Source organism: Caulobacter hibisci, from assembly GCF_016135805.1.
Classification (GTDB): Bacteria; Pseudomonadota; Alphaproteobacteria; order Caulobacterales; family Caulobacteraceae; genus Caulobacter; species Caulobacter hibisci.
In genome coordinates this window covers 269,843-285,872 of the sequence record NZ_JADWOX010000002.1, presented here as the reverse complement: position 1 = coordinate 285,872, position 16,030 = coordinate 269,843, and the positions used below count along the sequence as shown (strand labels likewise).

The 16,030-nt window shown below is 68.5% G+C and carries 11 protein-coding genes; 5 read left to right on the top strand and 6 right to left on the bottom strand.

Translation table 11 applies throughout. The annotated features are described in order from the left end of the window. The first annotated feature begins 6 nt into the window (after positions 1 to 6). Both I4Q42_RS04370 and I4Q42_RS04365 read left to right on the top strand, forming a co-directional pair. Positions 7 to 2,208, top strand: coding sequence for a catalase (locus I4Q42_RS04370; protein WP_198574845.1), 2,202 nt, complete (start codon positions 7 to 9; stop codon positions 2,206 to 2,208). A 13-nt stretch (positions 2,209 to 2,221) separates the two neighbouring features. Continuing rightward, the gene (locus tag I4Q42_RS04365; protein ID WP_198574844.1) at positions 2,222 to 3,139 is read left to right on the top strand and encodes an NAD(P)/FAD-dependent oxidoreductase; all 918 of its coding nucleotides are present in this window, start codon (positions 2,222 to 2,224) and stop codon (positions 3,137 to 3,139) included. 51 nt (positions 3,140 to 3,190) lie between these two features. Here I4Q42_RS04365 and I4Q42_RS04360 read toward each other — a convergent pair whose 3' ends face one another. Both I4Q42_RS04360 and I4Q42_RS04355 read right to left on the bottom strand, forming a co-directional pair. Further along, a complete protein-coding gene (locus I4Q42_RS04360) occupies positions 3,191 to 3,535 on the bottom strand; it encodes a CsbD family protein (protein ID WP_198574843.1) in 345 nt (114 codons plus the stop codon). Positions 3,536 to 3,631: 96 nt separating this feature from the next. Beyond that, the gene (locus I4Q42_RS04355; RefSeq protein WP_198574842.1) at positions 3,632 to 3,922 is read right to left on the bottom strand and encodes a hypothetical protein; all 291 of its coding nucleotides are present in this window, start codon (positions 3,920 to 3,922) and stop codon (positions 3,632 to 3,634) included. A 315-nt stretch (positions 3,923 to 4,237) separates the two neighbouring features. On the opposite strand from I4Q42_RS04355, the gene I4Q42_RS04350 reads away from it, so the two are divergent. Beyond that, positions 4,238 to 4,510, top strand: coding sequence for a hypothetical protein (locus tag I4Q42_RS04350; RefSeq protein WP_198574841.1), 273 nt, complete (start codon positions 4,238 to 4,240; stop codon positions 4,508 to 4,510). Between the two features lie 313 nt (positions 4,511 to 4,823). Here the strand turns inward: I4Q42_RS04350 and I4Q42_RS04345 are convergent, their stop codons facing one another. The 4 genes from I4Q42_RS04345 to I4Q42_RS04330 form a co-directional block, all read right to left on the bottom strand. Next, positions 4,824 to 6,875, bottom strand: coding sequence for a hybrid sensor histidine kinase/response regulator (locus tag I4Q42_RS04345; protein ID WP_198574840.1), 2,052 nt, complete (start codon positions 6,873 to 6,875; stop codon positions 4,824 to 4,826). Continuing rightward, positions 6,868 to 8,382, bottom strand: a complete 1,515-nt coding sequence (locus I4Q42_RS04340) for an ATPase domain-containing protein (RefSeq protein WP_198574839.1) — start codon at positions 8,380 to 8,382, stop codon at positions 6,868 to 6,870. Before I4Q42_RS04340 ends, I4Q42_RS04345 begins: the two co-directional genes overlap by 8 nt. A gap of 168 nt (positions 8,383 to 8,550) precedes the next feature. After that, positions 8,551 to 8,808, bottom strand: a complete 258-nt coding sequence (locus I4Q42_RS04335) for a GlsB/YeaQ/YmgE family stress response membrane protein (protein ID WP_198574838.1) — start codon at positions 8,806 to 8,808, stop codon at positions 8,551 to 8,553. Between the two features lie 67 nt (positions 8,809 to 8,875). Continuing rightward, entirely contained in the window at positions 8,876 to 10,108 is a 1,233-nt protein-coding gene (locus I4Q42_RS04330) for a DUF2252 family protein (protein ID WP_198574837.1), read from the bottom strand. A 180-nt stretch (positions 10,109 to 10,288) separates the two neighbouring features. On the opposite strand from I4Q42_RS04330, the gene I4Q42_RS04325 reads away from it, so the two are divergent. Then, positions 10,289 to 13,636 (top strand): DEAD/DEAH box helicase, encoded by a 3,348-nt coding sequence (locus tag I4Q42_RS04325; protein WP_198574836.1) that lies wholly within the window; start codon positions 10,289 to 10,291, stop codon positions 13,634 to 13,636. 92 nt (positions 13,637 to 13,728) lie between these two features. Beyond that, positions 13,729 to 16,029, top strand: coding sequence for an FdhF/YdeP family oxidoreductase (locus I4Q42_RS04320; protein ID WP_198574835.1), 2,301 nt, complete (start codon positions 13,729 to 13,731; stop codon positions 16,027 to 16,029). Position 16,030 lies beyond the last annotated feature (1 nt).

Genomic DNA, 16,030 nt, shown 5'->3' with positions numbered 1-16,030 from the left:
CGCCCCATGGCCACCCCGGCTAAGACCAAGGCCAAGACAGCGGGCGCACGCGCCGGCTCCACGCCGCCGACCAACGCCCCTCCCCCCAGGCCCGCGGGTCCCTCGACCGAAGGCGAGACCCTGATCGCGCCCGGCGGCGAGACCCACCAGCAGGCCGATGGCCCGGAAACGCAGCTGACCACCAATCAGGGCGTGCCGATTGCCGATAACCAGAACTCGCTGAAGGCCGGGGTCCGCGGCCCCGTGCTGCTGCAGGACTTCATCCTGCGCGAAAAGATCATGCATTTCGACCATGAGCGCATCCCCGAGCGCGTGGTCCACGCCCGCGGCTCAGCCGCGCACGGCTTTTTCGAGTGCCTGGATTCCTGCGCCGACGTCACCGCCGCCGACTTCCTGCAAAGGCCCGGCGAGCGCATTCCGGTGTTCACGCGGTTTTCGACCGTGGCCGGCAACAAGGGCTCGGCCGACCTGCCGCGCGACGTGCGCGGGTTCGCGGTGAAGTTCTACACCCAACAAGGCAACTTCGATCTCGTCGGCAACAACATCCCGGTGTTCTTCATCCAGGACGCCATCAAGTTCCCTGACCTGATCCACGCGGCCAAGCAGGATCCCGATCGCGAGTTCCCGCAGGCCCAGACCGCCCACGACACCTTCTGGGACTTCATCTCGCTGACGCCCGAGAGCATGCACATGATCATGTGGGCGATGAGCGACCGGGCCATTCCGCGCTCGCTGCGGATGATGGAGGGCTTCGGCGTCCATACCTTCCGGCTCGTCAATGCGGCGGGGACGAGCACCTTCGTGAAGTTCCACTGGCGGCCGAAGCTCGGCTCGCAATCGGTGGTCTGGGACGAGGCCCTGAAGATCAACGGCGCGGATCCGGACTTCCACCGTCGCGACCTCTGGGAAGCCATCGAGGGCGGGGATTTCCCCGAGTGGGAGTTCTGCCTGCAGACCTTCACCCAGGAACAGGCCGACGGCTTTGCCTTCGACGTGCTGGACGCCACCAAGCTGATCCCCGAGGAGGACGTGCCGCTACGCGTCGTCGGGCGCATGGTGCTGGATCGCAACCCCGACAACTTCTTCGCCGAGACCGAGCAGGTCGCCTACTGCGCCTCGCACGTGGTGCCGGGCATCGACTTCACCAACGACCCGCTGCTGCAGGGCCGGTTGTTCTCCTACCAAGACACCCAGCTCAAGCGCCTGGGCTCGCCCAACTTCCACCAGATCCCGATCAACCAGCCAAAGTGCCCGTTCCACAACCTGCAGCGCGACGGCCACATGCAGATGGGCGTTCCGAAGGGCCAGGTGAACTACGAGCCGTCGAGCCTGGGCCAGGACGTGGCGCGCGAGTCTCTGGAGCGCGGCTTCAAGACCTTCCCCAACCCCGAGGCCGGCGAGCAGCTGCGCCTGCGGCCGGAGACCTTCGCCGACCACTACACCCAGGCCCGATTGTTCTTCGCCAGCCAGACCAAGCCCGAGCAGGACCACATCGTCGCGGCCCTGGTGTTCGAGCTCAGCAAGTGCGTGACGCCGCGGGTGCGTGAGGCCGTGCTCTCGCGCCTGATCCACATCGACGCGTTCCTGGCCCAATCGGTGGCCGAGGGCCTTGGCTTCCCGGGAAAGATCGTTCCGGCCCCGGCGCCGATACCGGCCCAGGACATGACACCCTCGCCGATGCTCAGCCTGCTGGCCAAGGCGCAGCCGACACTGGAAGGACGCAAGGTCGGCGTCCTGGTTAGCGACGGCAGTGACGACAAGCTGCTGGCCAAGCTGAAGGCGGCCGTCGAGGCGGCCGGGGCGCGGCTGCAGGTCATCGCCCCGACCATCTATGGCGTGACCACCGCCGGCGGCGCCCTGCTGCCGGCCGACCACAAGATCGATGGCGGCCCCTCGGTGCTGTTCGACGCGGTGGCGATCCTGCCGTCCGAAGAAGGCGGCGCGCAGTTGGCGATGGAAGCGGCGGCTGTGAACTTCCTGCGCGACGCCTACGGCCACCTGAAGGTCATCGCCTACCTGCCCTCGGCCGCCCCCTTGTTCGCCAAGGGCGGCATCACCGACGTCGGGCCGGACGATGACGAGGGCCTGATCGATGTCAGCGCCGCCAGCGTCGACGACTTCATCGCGAGGGCCTCGACGGGCAGGGTCTGGGCGCGCGAGCCTCTCGTGCGTCCGCCGCCCAAGCCGCTGGTCGCCGATCCCGCATGAGCGATGGGCCTGCATGAGTGACGGAAGGATGGACTGCCTGATCGTCGGCGGCGGGCCCGCGGGCCTGACCGCCGCGATCTATCTTTCGCGGTTCCGGCTGTCGGTGGTCGTCGTCGACGCCGGCGACAGCCGCGCCGCGCTGATCCCGCTGACCCGCAACCATGCGGGCTTTCCCGAAGGCATATCAGGCCAGGTCCTGCTGGCGCGCATGCGCGAGCAGGCCGAGCTTTACGGCGCGCGCATGATCTCGTCGCGGGTCGAGGCGCTGGAGATCGCGCCCGAGGACTTCCTCGTCCGCTGCTCGACCGGCGCGTTCCGAGCCCGCGCCGTCCTGCTCGCGACCGGGGTGACCAATCGCCGACCGCCGATGGACGAGACGCTGCACGCCCAGGCGCTCGCGCAGGGGCGCCTGCGCTACTGCCCCGTCTGTGACGGCTATGAAGTGACCGACCAGAGGGTGGCGGTGATCGGTGGCGGCGCCCGCGCCGCTGGCGAAGCGGAGTTCCTGCGCGCCTACACCGCCAGCGTCACGCTGATCGCGCTGGAGGCCGACGACGGCCTCGACGAGAGCCGACGTCGGCGGCTCGATGAGATCGGGGTCAGGCGCATCGCCGGCCCTGCGGGGGACTTCGCGTTGGAGGACGACAGTATCAGCCTGGCCTGTTCCAGGGGACGCCTGCGCTTCGATGCGGTCTATCCCGCGCTGGGTTCGGAGGTTCATTCCGACCTGGCTCGCGGCCTGGGCGCGGCGGTCACGGAAGACGGATGCATCAAGGTGGACGTCCATCAGCGCACGAGCATTGAGGGCCTCTACGCCGCCGGCGACGTCGTACTGGGCCTGGACCAGATCAGCCACGCCATGGGCGAGGCCGGCGTCGCGGCCACGGCCCTGCGAAACGATCTGGCCAAGCGAGGGCCGTTTCTGCGCTGAACTGGGCGGGGCTCCAGGAACGAGCGCCCTGGAACCTCGCCCGTCAGCGACCTAGCGCGGATCGCGCAGATAGATGGTCCTGCTGCCGCCGCGCAGGAGCAGCCCCAGCACGATGCCGGCCACCGCGGCGATCGCCACGGCCGGAAGGGGCTTGTCCTTCACGTAGGTCTCGATGGTGTCGAGACGCTCGTGCACCTCGCCGCGCACCGTCTCAAGAGCGCCCTCCAGCGTGTCCCGTACGCCTTCGCTCAGCTTGCCGTAGGTCTCCTGAGCGCTGCCGGCAGCTTGATTGAGCTTGCCCTTCATCTGGGTGGCGCTATCGCCGGTCAACCCGCCGACGGCGTCCTGAACCCGGCCGACGCCCTCGCGGGCGGCGCCTGTAAATTGGTCGTCCATCGGTCTGTCCTTTGCCTGCCGCTGAACGCGGCGAGACACCAATCCGCGAGCCCGGTGGGTGTTCCGGGGAATATTCACGGTTGTGCGCCGGGAGGCCTATCGGTGCTCCCGATCGATCAGGAGCCGTTCGGCGCGGCGCGCCCTGCGGTTCGTGCGCGCCAGCTGAAGGTAGCCTCCGCAGACGACGACGAAGCCTCCAACGACCAGGATCGCAGCCAAGCCGATATGATCACGCACGAGCCAACCATAGAACCGCGCCGCGACGATGACGCCCACCAGGGCGAGCGCCGCCCCGCAGACGCCGGCCATCAAGGCGCCGCCAGCGGGCGGTGGCGCATAGGCCTCGGCCCGATCGCGGGCCAGTCTGTCACGTTCGGTCTCGTTCATTTCGCAGCCTAACATGATCGCCCCGTCGGACCGCGTGTTCATTGCCTCCAAATGTATCGATCAATCCAGGGACGCCAGAAATTGAACCTGAGCTTGGGCTTTTCTTTTTGAGATTAAGATAGCTATTCACGGTTCCAGGGCGCATGCTCAACATTACGCTGCTGGCGCGCGCCGTGACTGAAAACGGCGAAGCTCGCCTCTAGAGCGTCGATCAGGACAATCCATGCCCCAGATCCCGAGTCACCAGTGCGGGGACCGCGCGGGCGCGCCCGAACGACCAGAGATCGGCTCAGCTCGCCCGAGCGTGTCGTCAGGATGAAAACGCTGATTGGGCTAATCGAGCGCTTTCCCGTCCTGGCCGCCGCGATGCGCCGCTTCATCTGGTACTCGCCTGGCGAAGTCCGAATGGAAAGCTGGCGGCTGGGTCATCTCCATCGCGGCCGCATCGTCGAAGGCGCGCGCCAGGAACTGGCCAAGTCCGACACCAGCCCCGCGCGAGCCGTGCTTCTGCGCCTGGTGATCCATAGACAGCAGAAGATGGAGACCGCTCTTGAAACCCTCAAATCCAAACATCGACAGCAGGAGTAGGCGGCCTCTCGACCAAGTCCCCGCCCATCTGCGCCTGGTCAGGTCGGACGAGGAGATCGATCCTGGCCCGCTCAACCTGACGAGCGGTCAACTCCAGTCGCTCCGCGAGCTGGACCGCCGCACCAAGGGCGCGGAGCTTCAGCTCAACATAGGCGACGCCCAAAGCCTGACGGCGCTAGGCTTGGCGGAGCGAACCCGGTCGGGCTGGAAACTGACGCTGGCCGGCGGCCAGTACCTGCCCGCCCGGCGACGCTGATCCGAAGGCCGAAGACTGTGCGGATGCGCCGGGCCTTCCGACCGAGCGCCTTCGCCGTCATCCGATGGATGGAGCCGGCTTCGACTTCATTCCTGTGAGCGCGGTGCGCACGGCCACCGCCAGGTCGCTGACCTTGAACGGCTTGCGCAGAACCGCTTCGGAATTGACGAGATCGCGAATGGCCGCGGCGTCGGCATAGCCGGTGACGAGAAGCACGCCGAGGTTCGGCAAAGCGCCCCTGGCGCGCGTCGCCACCTGCGCGCCATTCATGCCCGGCATGGCGAAGTCCACCACCAGCAGGTCCGGAGCGTCGCTCGCGAGCCGCTGCAGTCCCTCCTGCCCGCCGGCCGCCTCGGTCACTTCGTAGCCAAGGGAGCGCAGGCACTGGACGATGAAGCGGCGAACGCTGGGATCGTCGTCGATCACCAATATGCGCTCGCCCTGGCTGAGCGGCGTTTCCTCCGGCGTCAGGTCGCCGGGACGCACGCGCTCGGCCGCGTCAGTGACGGGCAGCCAGATTTCGATCGTGGTTCCCATACCGACCGTGCTGTCGACCCGGACCGCGCCCCCCGACTGGGTGGCGATGCCGTAGACTTGGCTGAGGCCCAGGCCTGTGCCCTTGCCGACGCTCTTGGTTGTGAAGAAGGGATCGAAGACCTTCTGCAACAGCTCGGGCGGAATGCCGTGACCGGTATCGCCGACGGCCACCACGACGTGATCGCCCGGCTGGAGGCCCTCGCGCCATTCGTCCGACAGCCGGGTCGAGATCGTCACCTTACCGCCCTCGCCCATGGCGTCGCGGGCGTTGATGGCCAGGTTGAGCACGGCCAGTTCGAGCTGGTTGGCGTCGGCCTTGGCCCGGGCGTCTCCGGCGTCCAGAGCCATCCGCACCTCGACCGTGTGGCCCAGGGTTCGGGTCAGGAGATCGTCCATGCCGGCGATGAGGGCGTCGACCTCGATCGGCTGCAGGTCCAGTTGCTGGCTGCGCGAGAACGCCAGGAGCTGGGCGGTGAGCTTGGTCGCGCGCTCGACGCCTTCGCGGGCGTTGAGCGCCATGCGCTGGATCCGGGCGTCCTGACTGCGCCGCTCGATCATGTCGATATTGCCGACGATGGCGGTCAGGAGGTTGTTGAAGTCGTGGGCGATGCCGCCGGTCAGCTGGCCGATGGCGTCCATCTTCTGGGCCTGGACGAGCGCGGCCTGGGCCTGCTCGCGCTCGCTGATCTCGGCCAGCAGTCGCTCGTTGGCGATCTGGAGATCGCGGACGCTGTCGGCGATGCGCTGTTCCAGCGTCTCGTTCAGCAGCCGCAACTCGGCCTCGACGGTCTTGCGAGCGGTGATGTCTAGCGTGACCCCGGACAGACGGCGCGGCTCTTCCGCATGCCGGCGATTCAGCCGTCCCCTCACCTGCAGCCAGTGCCAGGCGCCGTCGGGCCAGGCGACGCGGTATTCGGCGTCGTAGTCCTCGCCGCCAGAGACGGACGCCTCCAACGCGCCTTTGCGCGAGGCCGCATCATCCGGATGCACGGCCGCTTCCACCTCGGCGAGCGAAAGGATGCGGTCGGCATCGCGCCCGAAATGCCCGCGAGCGGTCTCGGACATCGTCAGCGATCCGCTGTCTAGATCGAGATCCCATGCGCCTAGCCGTCCCGCTTCGAGGGCGAAGCGCAGCTGCTCTTCGGCTTTCATCTGCGCGAAAAGATGATCGCGCGCCCGATATTGGCGGTGGCGGGCGCGGATGGCCGAATGGGCGGCGCTGACCAGGGTTTCGGCGTTGATCGGCCGCTCCAGGAGCACGATGTTGCCGATCGCCTGCAGGCGCGCAGCATCGGCCTGGGTGCGTTTTCCCGGCTGCTTGGTGACGAGCACGATGAAGGGAAAGTCGGACCAGGCGGGCTGGCCGGCCAGCCAGTCGGTCAGGGCGTCCGTCGCCCCCTGGGCCAAGGCTTCCTCGGTCAGCACGGCCGCACCGGCCTCGTCTCCCAGCGCCCGCGTCAGCGCCGTGAGATCCGCACAGATCCGCGAGGCGTGGCCGACATTGGCCAGGGTTTCGGCGATCACCGGCGCGTCGCGTCCTCGCGGCGCCAGGATCAGGAAAGGCTCATCCATCCGGGCGCCGATCGCCTCGTCCCTCGCCGAGCATACCGACCTTGCCCTCGTAGGACGGCAAGCCCGTCATCACGCCCTGAAAGTCGGTCAGCGCTTCGCCGACCTCGATCCCCCCTTCTGTCAGGCGGATTTCGCGGATGGTCTTCTCGTGGGCGGCGGTGCGGCTCTTGACGGCCGAGATCGCCGTGCGCACCGAACCAGCCGCCTCGAAGAAGCGGAACAGCAAGATGCCGTCGCTGAGATAGCTGAGGTCGATATCGCTGCGCACCTCGCCGATGAAGCCATGCTGGCCCAGGATCAGCAGCGTCACCACGCCCTGCTGGTTCAGGTATGTCAGCAGCTCGTGCATCTGCAGGAACAGGAACTTCTGCCCCGGCATGGCCTGGAGATAGGCGTTGAGGCTGTCGATGACGACGGTCAACGCGCCCTGACGCTCGACGGCGTCGCGCACATGGAAGGCGAACTCGCCGGGCGACAGCTCCGCCGGATCGATGGCGCGGATCAGCAACCGCCCCGCCTCCAGGTGCGGCCGCAGGTCCATGCCCAGAGCCTTCGAGCGCGTCAGCAACGTCGTCAGGCCTTCGTCGAACAGGTAGTAGGCGACGGTCTCGCCGCGCTCCAGGGCGGTCAGGGCGCAACGCACCGAGGTCGTGGTCTTGCCGACGCCCGAGGGGCCGCTGATCAGGGTGTTGGTGCCGCGAGCCAGGCCGCCGCCCATCAGGGCGTCAACGCCCGGCGACCCGGTCGAGACCATCTGCTGGTCGAAATGGGCCGGGTGATTGGCCGCCACCAGGCGCTCGAACACCCGGATGCCGCCGGTATCCAGTTCGAAGTCGTGAAAGCCACCGCGATACTTGATGCCGCGCATCTTGATGACCTCCAGGCGGCGGCGCTGGGCGCCGTATTCCTGGGTCGTCCGCTGCAGGCTGATGACGCCGTGGGCGATGCTGTGCAGTTGGAGGTCGCCGTCCTCGGCTGTCTGGTCGTCGAGCAGCAGCACGGTGCACTTTCGCGTGGCGAAGAAGTGCTTCAGCGCCAGGATCTGCCGACGGTGGCGCAAAGGATTCTGGGCCAGCAGCCGCATCTCCGACAGGCTGTCGAAGACCACCCGCATCGGCTTGGTCTCCTCGACCTGCCGCATCACGCCGCGTGTCGTCTCGCCAAGCTCTACGTCCGAAGGATGGAGAACCGACTGCTCGCTGTCGGGATCCAGGCCTTCCTCGCTGACCAGTTCGAACAGCGCGATCCCGTCGAGCGACCAGCCGTGGCTGGCGGCCGCGGCGCGCAGTTCGGCGTCGGTCTCGGACAGGGTGATGTAGAGCCCGCTTTCGCCGACCTCGCGGCCCTTTAGCAGGAACTGCAACGCCAGGGTGGTCTTGCCCGACCCCGGCGTGCCCTCCACCAGATAGATGCGATCGCGCGTCAGGCCGCCGCCGAGGATGTCGTCCAGGCCAGGCACGCCGGTGCTGACCCGGACGTCACGATTTTCGACCGAGGCTTCCGACATGCTGGCTCCGCAAACGACGCGCCACCCGCGCGCGTACCCGATGAAACACCGGGCGTAAGGTTCAGTTTCAGGACGTGGCGCGATGTAAGCGCCCAGAGTTCCCAACCCGGAGCGCCCAAGAAGGATAAGGCGACGGTTTCCCGTCGCCTCGTCGTTCAGTCGAGCGCGCTAGAGCGCGCGGCGGCGGAAGATCAGGTGGTAGACGACCAGGACGATCACCGCCCCGACGAAGGCGACGAAGATGCTGTAGAGATTGATGCCGGTCGGGGCCGAATGGCCCAGAGAATTGAAGACGAAGCCGCCGACCAGCGCGCCGACGACGCCCAGCACGATGTCCACGACGATGCCTGAGCCCGTCTTGTTGATGACCTTGCTGGCCAGGAAGCCTGCAATCAGTCCGACCACGAGCCACGCGAGAATTGACATCGGAATACCTTTCAGACGCGAGGATCGCGTGCAGGGTTAAGCCGCGCTCAGTCCGATCGTTCCGTCGTCAGGCGTCCAGTCCCAATGCATGACGCCGACAGTGTTCGAGATAGGCCCCTTCGTGGGCGGCCGTCAGTTCCACCACGCTCGACCACAGCCAGGACGGCGCATCCAGCAGGCCCGAACGATTGCGGGCCAGTTCGGTCAGCCAAGCCAGTCGCGTCTGCGGCTCCATCTGCCGGCCATGGGCGTCGCCGACAACGCGGGCCAGCGAACGCGCCGAGGCCATGGCCTCGTCCGGCGTCAGACCCGTCAGCTCGATCTTCATGTCCTGCGGCATCAGCTCGCGCACGATCACCGACTTGCCCAACAGGCGGCAGGCGGCCATGCGATGACCGAGGTTCGGCGACAGGGCCAGGGCACCGGCGACGATGCGTTCGGCGTTGTCGCGCGGCATCACCGCGCCCGGATCGCGCGGCGCAGCGGCCTTGACCGCCTCCTTGAGGTCCAGGAAGCAGATGTCACGATCGCCCTCGCCGCCATCGACCTCCAGCAGAACCGCGAAACGCAGCCGCCCCAGCGAGCTGCAGCCCTTCATCCAGTAGGCTGCGTCGAGCAGGCGGATCTCGCTCTTGCGGTCGCGTGACTTGAGGCCGGTCACCAGGTTGCGGATCGGTTGGCCGAGGCACAGCTCTTCGAGCTCGCGCCGCTCGGCGCGGCTGACCGGCCAGAACCGCTTGCCGATCGGGATTTCGGGCCTGTCGCCGTTGAGGCGCTCGGCGGCCAGATGCTTCCAGGTGCGCTTGGTCGCCTCGCCCAGCACCGCGCCGATCATCGGCGGATGGCGCGACTTGGCCTCGAAGTCCTCGGCCAGAGCCGCCTCGTAGCCTTCGACGACGCCCTCAATCATCCGGGCGGTGATCACGCCCGGCAGGTCGGAGCCACGCGCGGCCGAGGCCAGCGACAGGCCCAGCCGGATCAAGTCGTGGGCCGGATTGCCGATCACCGTCTGGTCGAGATCGCGGATCTGGATATCGACCCGGCCCTTGGCGTCGGCCAGCGGCCCCATGTTTCCGATATGGCAGTCGCCGCAAATCCAGACCGGCGGCCCGCTGGGCAGCTTGCCGCCGCTGGCCTCGAGCCACTCGTAGAACTTGACGGTGCTGCCGCGCACATAGGCGTGGGCCGAGCGCGCCATCTTCAGATTACGGGTGCGGGTCAGGATCGGTCCGCGTTCGGAGGGTCGCGGCGCCCTGCTGCTCTTGTCCGCCAGGCTCTTGTCCAATCGCGCTTCGCCCATGCCCTGCCCCTCGACGCGCCCGGTCGGGCGCGGATGACCACAACGGCGGTTTGGATGTCGTGTTCCTGCGCCGGTCGCCAGCGCGGACCGTTTCCCCGGTCTCGCCGGTGCAACGACCTGCAAGCGGGCGGTGTTTGCTCCGTGCGCGGCCATCTGAAGGGCCCGCGCGGGGGAGTATCGATGCCCAGGACCGAAGACGCAGAGCCGCCGGTCGGCGAGATCCTGACGCCCGGCGCACGTCCCGAACGGACGGTCGCCAGGACCACCGGTCAGGCTCCGGCCGCGGCCGTGGCCGCCGCCCTGGCGGTCGACGCCGCGCGTGGCGTCGCTGTTCATATCGCCTCGAGCGAGCGGCGGGCCGAGGAAATCGGACGCGCCCTGGCGGGTCTTTCCGCCGACATCGAGGTGCTCATCCTGCCGCCTTGGGACTGCCTGCCCTACGACCGCGCTTCGCCGTCGCGCGACGTCATGGGCCGCCGCATGCGAACCTTGCGGGCCTTGGCGACCAAGGCGGTCGGTCCCCGCGTCCTGATCGCCTCGCCCGAAGCCTTGGTGCAGAAACTGCCGCCGCGAACCGTCCTTACGGCGGCTTTCATGACGCTGCGCTGCGGCGAGCCACTGGACCTGGCGGACCTGGCCCGGTTCGCCGCGCGCACGGGCTATGTCGTCGACGACCGCATCGACGAGCCCGGCGAGATCGCCTTCCTGGGCGAGGTGACCGACATCTTCCCCGCCGACGCCGCGCGCCCGGTTAGGATCATTCTCGACGAGGCCGGACAGGTCGCCGAGATCCGCCTCTACGATCCCCTGAGCCAGCGCACGGAGGGACAGGTTGAGGCGCTGCTGCTCGGCCCCGCCAGCGAATGGATCGCAGATGCGGCGGATGGAGACGCCGACCAAGACGAACCGGTCGCGCCCCGACCGCAAGGCCTGGAGCACAGCCTGGCCGATCGCTACGGCGCGCTGGAAACCCTGTTCGACTTGCTGCCCAAGGCGCGCGTCTCCCAGGACAGCAAGACCGCCGAGCGCCTGGCGGATGTCGAGTTGCATGTCATCGAGGCGTTCGAGGCCCGGCAGAGCCTGGGCGGGATCGACGGCCAGTCGCCGCCCTCCCCCGACGGCCTCTACCTGTTGGGTGAGGCGCTCGCCGCCGGCCTGGCGGGCTGGAAGGCGCGCGATCTCGACTTGGCGGGTGTCGCACCGATCCCGAACCTGGCGATCCAGCGCAATCCGGGACGGGCCTTCTGCGATCTGGTCGAGGACCAGCGCCAAGCCCACCACCGTGTGGTGCTGGCTGGCCTGAAGCACGAGCAACGGCCGCTGGCCAAGGCGCTGGTGCGGGGCCTCGACCTCAAGCCGAAACCTGTCGCGAACTGGGCCGCCGCCTTGGCGGCCGACCTCGGCGAAGTGGTCGCCCTGGAGGTCGATTTCGACGCCGGCTTCATCGACGCAGCCGCCGGCCTGGCGGTGATCGCCGCAAGCGACGTTGTCGGCGGCCGGATCGCGGCCAAAAGCGCGGCGAGCGCAACGGATATCCTGAGCGAGCCGGACCTGCGGATCGGCGACGTGGTGCTGCACGAGGACCACGGCGTCGGCGTGCTGCGTGACCTCAAGACGGTCGAGATCGACGGCTTGGACCGCGACACCCTGCAGCTGGAGTATCACGGCGGGGCCAGCGTCCTGGCCCCGATCGAGGAGATCGGCCGCATCTGGCGTTACGGCGCCGAAGCCTCGGCCGTCACTCTCGACCGCCTGAAGGGCGACGGCTGGCAGGCCCGCCGGGCGCAGGTCAGTCACCAAGTCGACGAGACCGCGGTTCAACTGGTCGCCCTGGCCAAGGCGCGGCAGGCCAGGACGTGCGAACCGATCGTCCCGCCCAAGGCGGCCTACGCCAAGTTCGCCGCCCGCTTCGCCTATCCGGAGACCCCCGACCAGTCGGCCGCCATCGAGGCCGTGCTGGCCGACCTGGCCAGCGGCCGTCCGATGGATCGGCTGGTGTGCGGCGACGTCGGCTTTGGCAAGACCGAGGTCGCCCTGCGCGCCGCCGCCGCCGTCGCCCTGAGCGGACGGCAGGTCGCCATCGCCGCCCCGACCACGGTGCTGGCCCGCCAGCACTACGACACCTTCCGCCGGCGTTTCGCCGGCACGGGGATCGGCGTCGCCCACCTGTCGCGGCTGGTGACGCCGGCCGAGGCCCGTATTGTCAGGCAGGGCCTGGAAAGCGGCGAGGTCCGTATCGTCATCGGCACCCAGGCCCTGGCCGGCAAGGACTTGGCCTTCGACAACCTGGGCCTGATGATCATCGACGAGGAGCAGAAGTTCGGGGCGGCGCTGAAGGCGCAACTGCGCGACCTGGCCCAGGACGGGCACCTCTTGACCCTGACCGCCACCCCGATCCCGCGCACCTTGCAGGCGGCCATGGTCGGCATCCAGGACGTCAGCCTGATCGCCAGCCCGCCGGCCCGGCGCCGGCCGATCCGCACGTTCCTGGCGCCGTTCGATCCAGCCAGCCTGCGGACCGCCCTTATGCGCGAGAAGCGGCGCGGCGGTCAGAGCTTCTTCGTCGTGCCGCGCATCGAGGACATCGCGCCCCTGGCCGAGCGGTTGGCGGAGCTGGCGCCGGAGCTTTCCGTGCGCATCGCTCACGGGGCCCTGCCGGCCGAGGAGGCAGACGCGGTGATGGTCGGCTTCGCCGATGGCGACGGCGACGTGCTGCTGGCCACCAACATCATCGAGAGCGGGCTGGACGTGCCGAGGGCCAACACCATGCTGGTCTGGCGCCCCGACCGCTTTGGCCTGTCGCAACTGCACCAGCTGCGGGGTCGGGTCGGCCGAGGACGGGTGCAGGGCATAGCCTACCTGCTGGCCGATCCGGACGACGACATGTCCGACGCCACCCGCGCGCGCCTGTCGACACTGGAGGCCTTCGATCGGCTGGGCTCGGGCCTGGCGATCAGCGCCCGAGACCTGGATTTGCGCGGCGGCGGCGACCTGGTCGGCGACGACCAGGCCGGACATATCAAGATGATCGGGGCGGCCCTGTATCAGCGCCTGCTGGAGCGGGCAGTGCGGGTGGCGCGCGGCGAGGTCGAGGCGGCCGATTGGACGCCCGTGCTGAACCTGGGCCAAGCGGGCGCCATCCCGCTGGACTACGTTCCCGACCCGGTCACGAGGATCAACCTCTACGCCCGACTGGCGCGCCTTGCGAACCTGGCCGAGATCGACGCCTTCGAGGAGGAGCTCGACGACCGGTTTGGGCCAACGCCGGAGCTCGCCGCCAGCCTGCTGGACCTCGCCCGATTGCAGCTTCTGGCCCGCGCGGCCGAGGTCCGCCAAGTCAGCGCCGGCCCCAAGGGCTTGGCCCTGGCTATGTCGCCCGAAGCCGCCAAAGGCGCGCTCGCCCGCGTCGCGTCCATCGCGCCCCAGGCCCGGCTGGACGAGGACAGAGTGCTGATCGCCGGCGCCTTCGACGACGCTGATCGGCGTCGACACTTGGTCGAACGCCTACTCCTCGCGCTCGCCGGCTGATCCGGCGCCCGTCCTTTCGCGGCAGGGCCGCCGATTTCATCGAACCGTCTGGCCCGCAAAGCTGTTTCCAAAGCCTAGCCCGTAGGACGCCAATGCCCCCTTCCCCGCCGTCGAAGCCCAAGGTCCGCGTCAAACCCTACGAGGGGCCGGCCGGCGGCTACGGATCGCTCTACGGCATGGCCAAGGTGGCCTTGCACGCCGCGCCGCCGCCGGTCGAGACGGGGCGGCAGCTGCTGCGGCAGAACAAGGCCGAGGGCTTTGCCTGCGTCAGCTGCGCCTGGCCCAAGCCCGCCAAGCCGCATCCGGCGGAATTCTGCGAAAACGGCGCCAAGGCTACGGCCTGGGACCTGACCCGTCGGCGCTGCACGCCGGAGTTCTTCGCCCGCCACACGCTGACGGAGCTGCTGGACTGGAGCGACTATGATCTCGAACAGGCCGGTCGCCTGACCGACCCTATGCGCTACGACGCCGCCAACGATCGCTACGTTCCGTGCCGCTGGGACGAGGCGTTCGCGACGATCGGCGCCGAGCTAAAGGCGCTCGACCCGACCAAGGTGACCTTCTACGCCTCGGGCCGCGCATCGCTGGAGACGTCCTACATGTGGGCGCTGATGGCGCGGCTCTACGGCAGCCAGAACCTGCCCGACAGCTCCAACATGTGCCACGAGTCCACCTCGGTGGGCCTCAAGCAGAGCATCGGCTCGCCGGTCGGCACGGTGCTGCTGGAGGACTTCGAAGCCACGGACGCCATCTTCTTTTTCGGTCAGAACGTCGGGTCCAACAGCCCGCGCCTGCTGCACGACCTGCAAAAAGCGGTGCGGCGCGGCGTGCCGATCGTGACCTTCAACCCGTTGAGGGAAGCGGGGCTGGAGCGGTTCCAGAACCCGCAGTCGTTCCAGATGGTCACCGGCCAGGCGACCAAGATCAGCGTCCAGTATCACCAGCCTCGCGCCGGCGGGGACCTGGCGGTGCTGACCGGGCTGTGCAAGGCCGTGATCGCCGCCGACGAGGCGGCCCAGGCGACCGGCGGCCTGCCGGTGCTCGACCACGGCTTCATCGCCGATCACACCCAGGGTTTCGAGGCCTTCGCCGCCTTCTGCCGGGACACGGGCTGGGACGAGATCGAGGCGGCCAGCGGCCTGCTCCGCGCCGACCTCGAAGCCGCTGCGGCTGTCTACGCCGCCGCCCCCGCCGCGATCTGCGTCTACGGCATGGGGCTGACCCAGCATGTGCTCGGCGTCGAGAACGTTCACATGGTCTGCAACCTGCTGCTGCTGCGCGGCAATGTCGGCCGGCCCGGGACCGGCCCCTGCCCCGTGCGCGGCCATTCCAACGTGCAGGGCCAGCGCACGGTCGGGATCACCGAGAAGCCGGAGCTGGCGCCGCTCGACATCCTCAAGGCGCAGTACGGCTTCGAGCCGCCGCGCGAGAAGGGCTGGAACACGGTCGAGGTCTGCGAGGCGGTGTTGAAAGGCGAGGCCGAGGGCTTCGTGAGCCTGGGCGGCAACTTCCTGCGCGCGGTTCCCGACAGCCCGCGCGTCGAGGCCGCCTGGCGTCGCCAGAGACTGACGGTGCAGATCGCCACCAAGCTCAATCGCAGCCACCTGGTCTGCGGCCAAACCGCTTATCTGCTGCCATGCCTGTCCCGCATCGAGCGCGACGAGCAGGCGACCGGCCCGCAGACGGTCTCGGTGGAGGACAGCTCCAGCTGCATCCACGCCTCGTTCGGCGACAAGACTCCTGCTGGCCCGAACCTGCGCTCCGAACCGGCGATCGTCGCAGGCATCGCCAAGGCGACTCTGCCGCCCAACTCCAAGCTCGATTGGGACGCCTGGCTAGGCGACTACGCGCTTGTCCGCGACGCCATCGAGGCGACCTATCCCGACTGGTTCAAGGGCTTCAACCAGCGCTTCCACCAACCCGGCGGCTTCCACCGGCCCAACAAGGCCCGGCTGCGCAACTTCTCCGAAGCGACCGGCGGCAAGGCCAATTTTCTCAAGCCTTCGAGCCTGTCGGCCACCGGCTTCGAGGACGCCCCGGATATCTTCCGCCTGATGACCCTGCGGTCGAACGACCAGTTCAACACCACCGTCTACGGCTACGAGGACCGGTTCCGAGGCGTCAGCGGCGGCCGTGACGTGCTGTTCGTCAACCGCGACGACATGCGCTCGCTGGGCCTGGTCGAAGGCCGGCGCGCCGGCCTCGCCACCGTCGCCGAGGACGGGGTCGAGCGTACGATGAGCGGCCTGCGCGTCACCGGCTACGACATTCCGCGCGGGTGCCTGGGAACCTACTATCCCGAATGCAACGTCCTTGTGCCGGTGGGCCACCACGCCCAGGGCAGCATGACCCCGGCCTCCAAGAGTGTGCCCGTGCGGATCGTGCCGGAATAGG

Coding starts and splice junctions, on each gene's coding strand:
- I4Q42_RS04370 (WP_198574845.1), top strand. CDS start 7: ATGGCCACCCCGGCTAAGACCAAGGCCAAGACAGCGGGCGCACGCGCC.
- I4Q42_RS04365 (WP_198574844.1), top strand. CDS start 2,222: ATGAGTGACGGAAGGATGGACTGCCTGATCGTCGGCGGCGGGCCCGCG.
- I4Q42_RS04360 (WP_198574843.1), bottom strand. CDS start 3,535: ATGGACGACCAATTTACAGGCGCCGCCCGCGAGGGCGTCGGCCGGGTT.
- I4Q42_RS04355 (WP_198574842.1), bottom strand. CDS start 3,922: ATGAACGAGACCGAACGTGACAGACTGGCCCGCGATCGGGCCGAGGCC.
- I4Q42_RS04350 (WP_198574841.1), top strand. CDS start 4,238: ATGAAAACGCTGATTGGGCTAATCGAGCGCTTTCCCGTCCTGGCCGCC.
- I4Q42_RS04345 (WP_198574840.1), bottom strand. CDS start 6,875: ATGGATGAGCCTTTCCTGATCCTGGCGCCGCGAGGACGCGACGCGCCG.
- I4Q42_RS04340 (WP_198574839.1), bottom strand. CDS start 8,382: ATGTCGGAAGCCTCGGTCGAAAATCGTGACGTCCGGGTCAGCACCGGC.
- I4Q42_RS04335 (WP_198574838.1), bottom strand. CDS start 8,808: ATGTCAATTCTCGCGTGGCTCGTGGTCGGACTGATTGCAGGCTTCCTG.
- I4Q42_RS04330 (WP_198574837.1), bottom strand. CDS start 10,108: ATGGGCGAAGCGCGATTGGACAAGAGCCTGGCGGACAAGAGCAGCAGG.
- I4Q42_RS04325 (WP_198574836.1), top strand. CDS start 10,289: ATGCCCAGGACCGAAGACGCAGAGCCGCCGGTCGGCGAGATCCTGACG.
- I4Q42_RS04320 (WP_198574835.1), top strand. CDS start 13,729: ATGCCCCCTTCCCCGCCGTCGAAGCCCAAGGTCCGCGTCAAACCCTAC.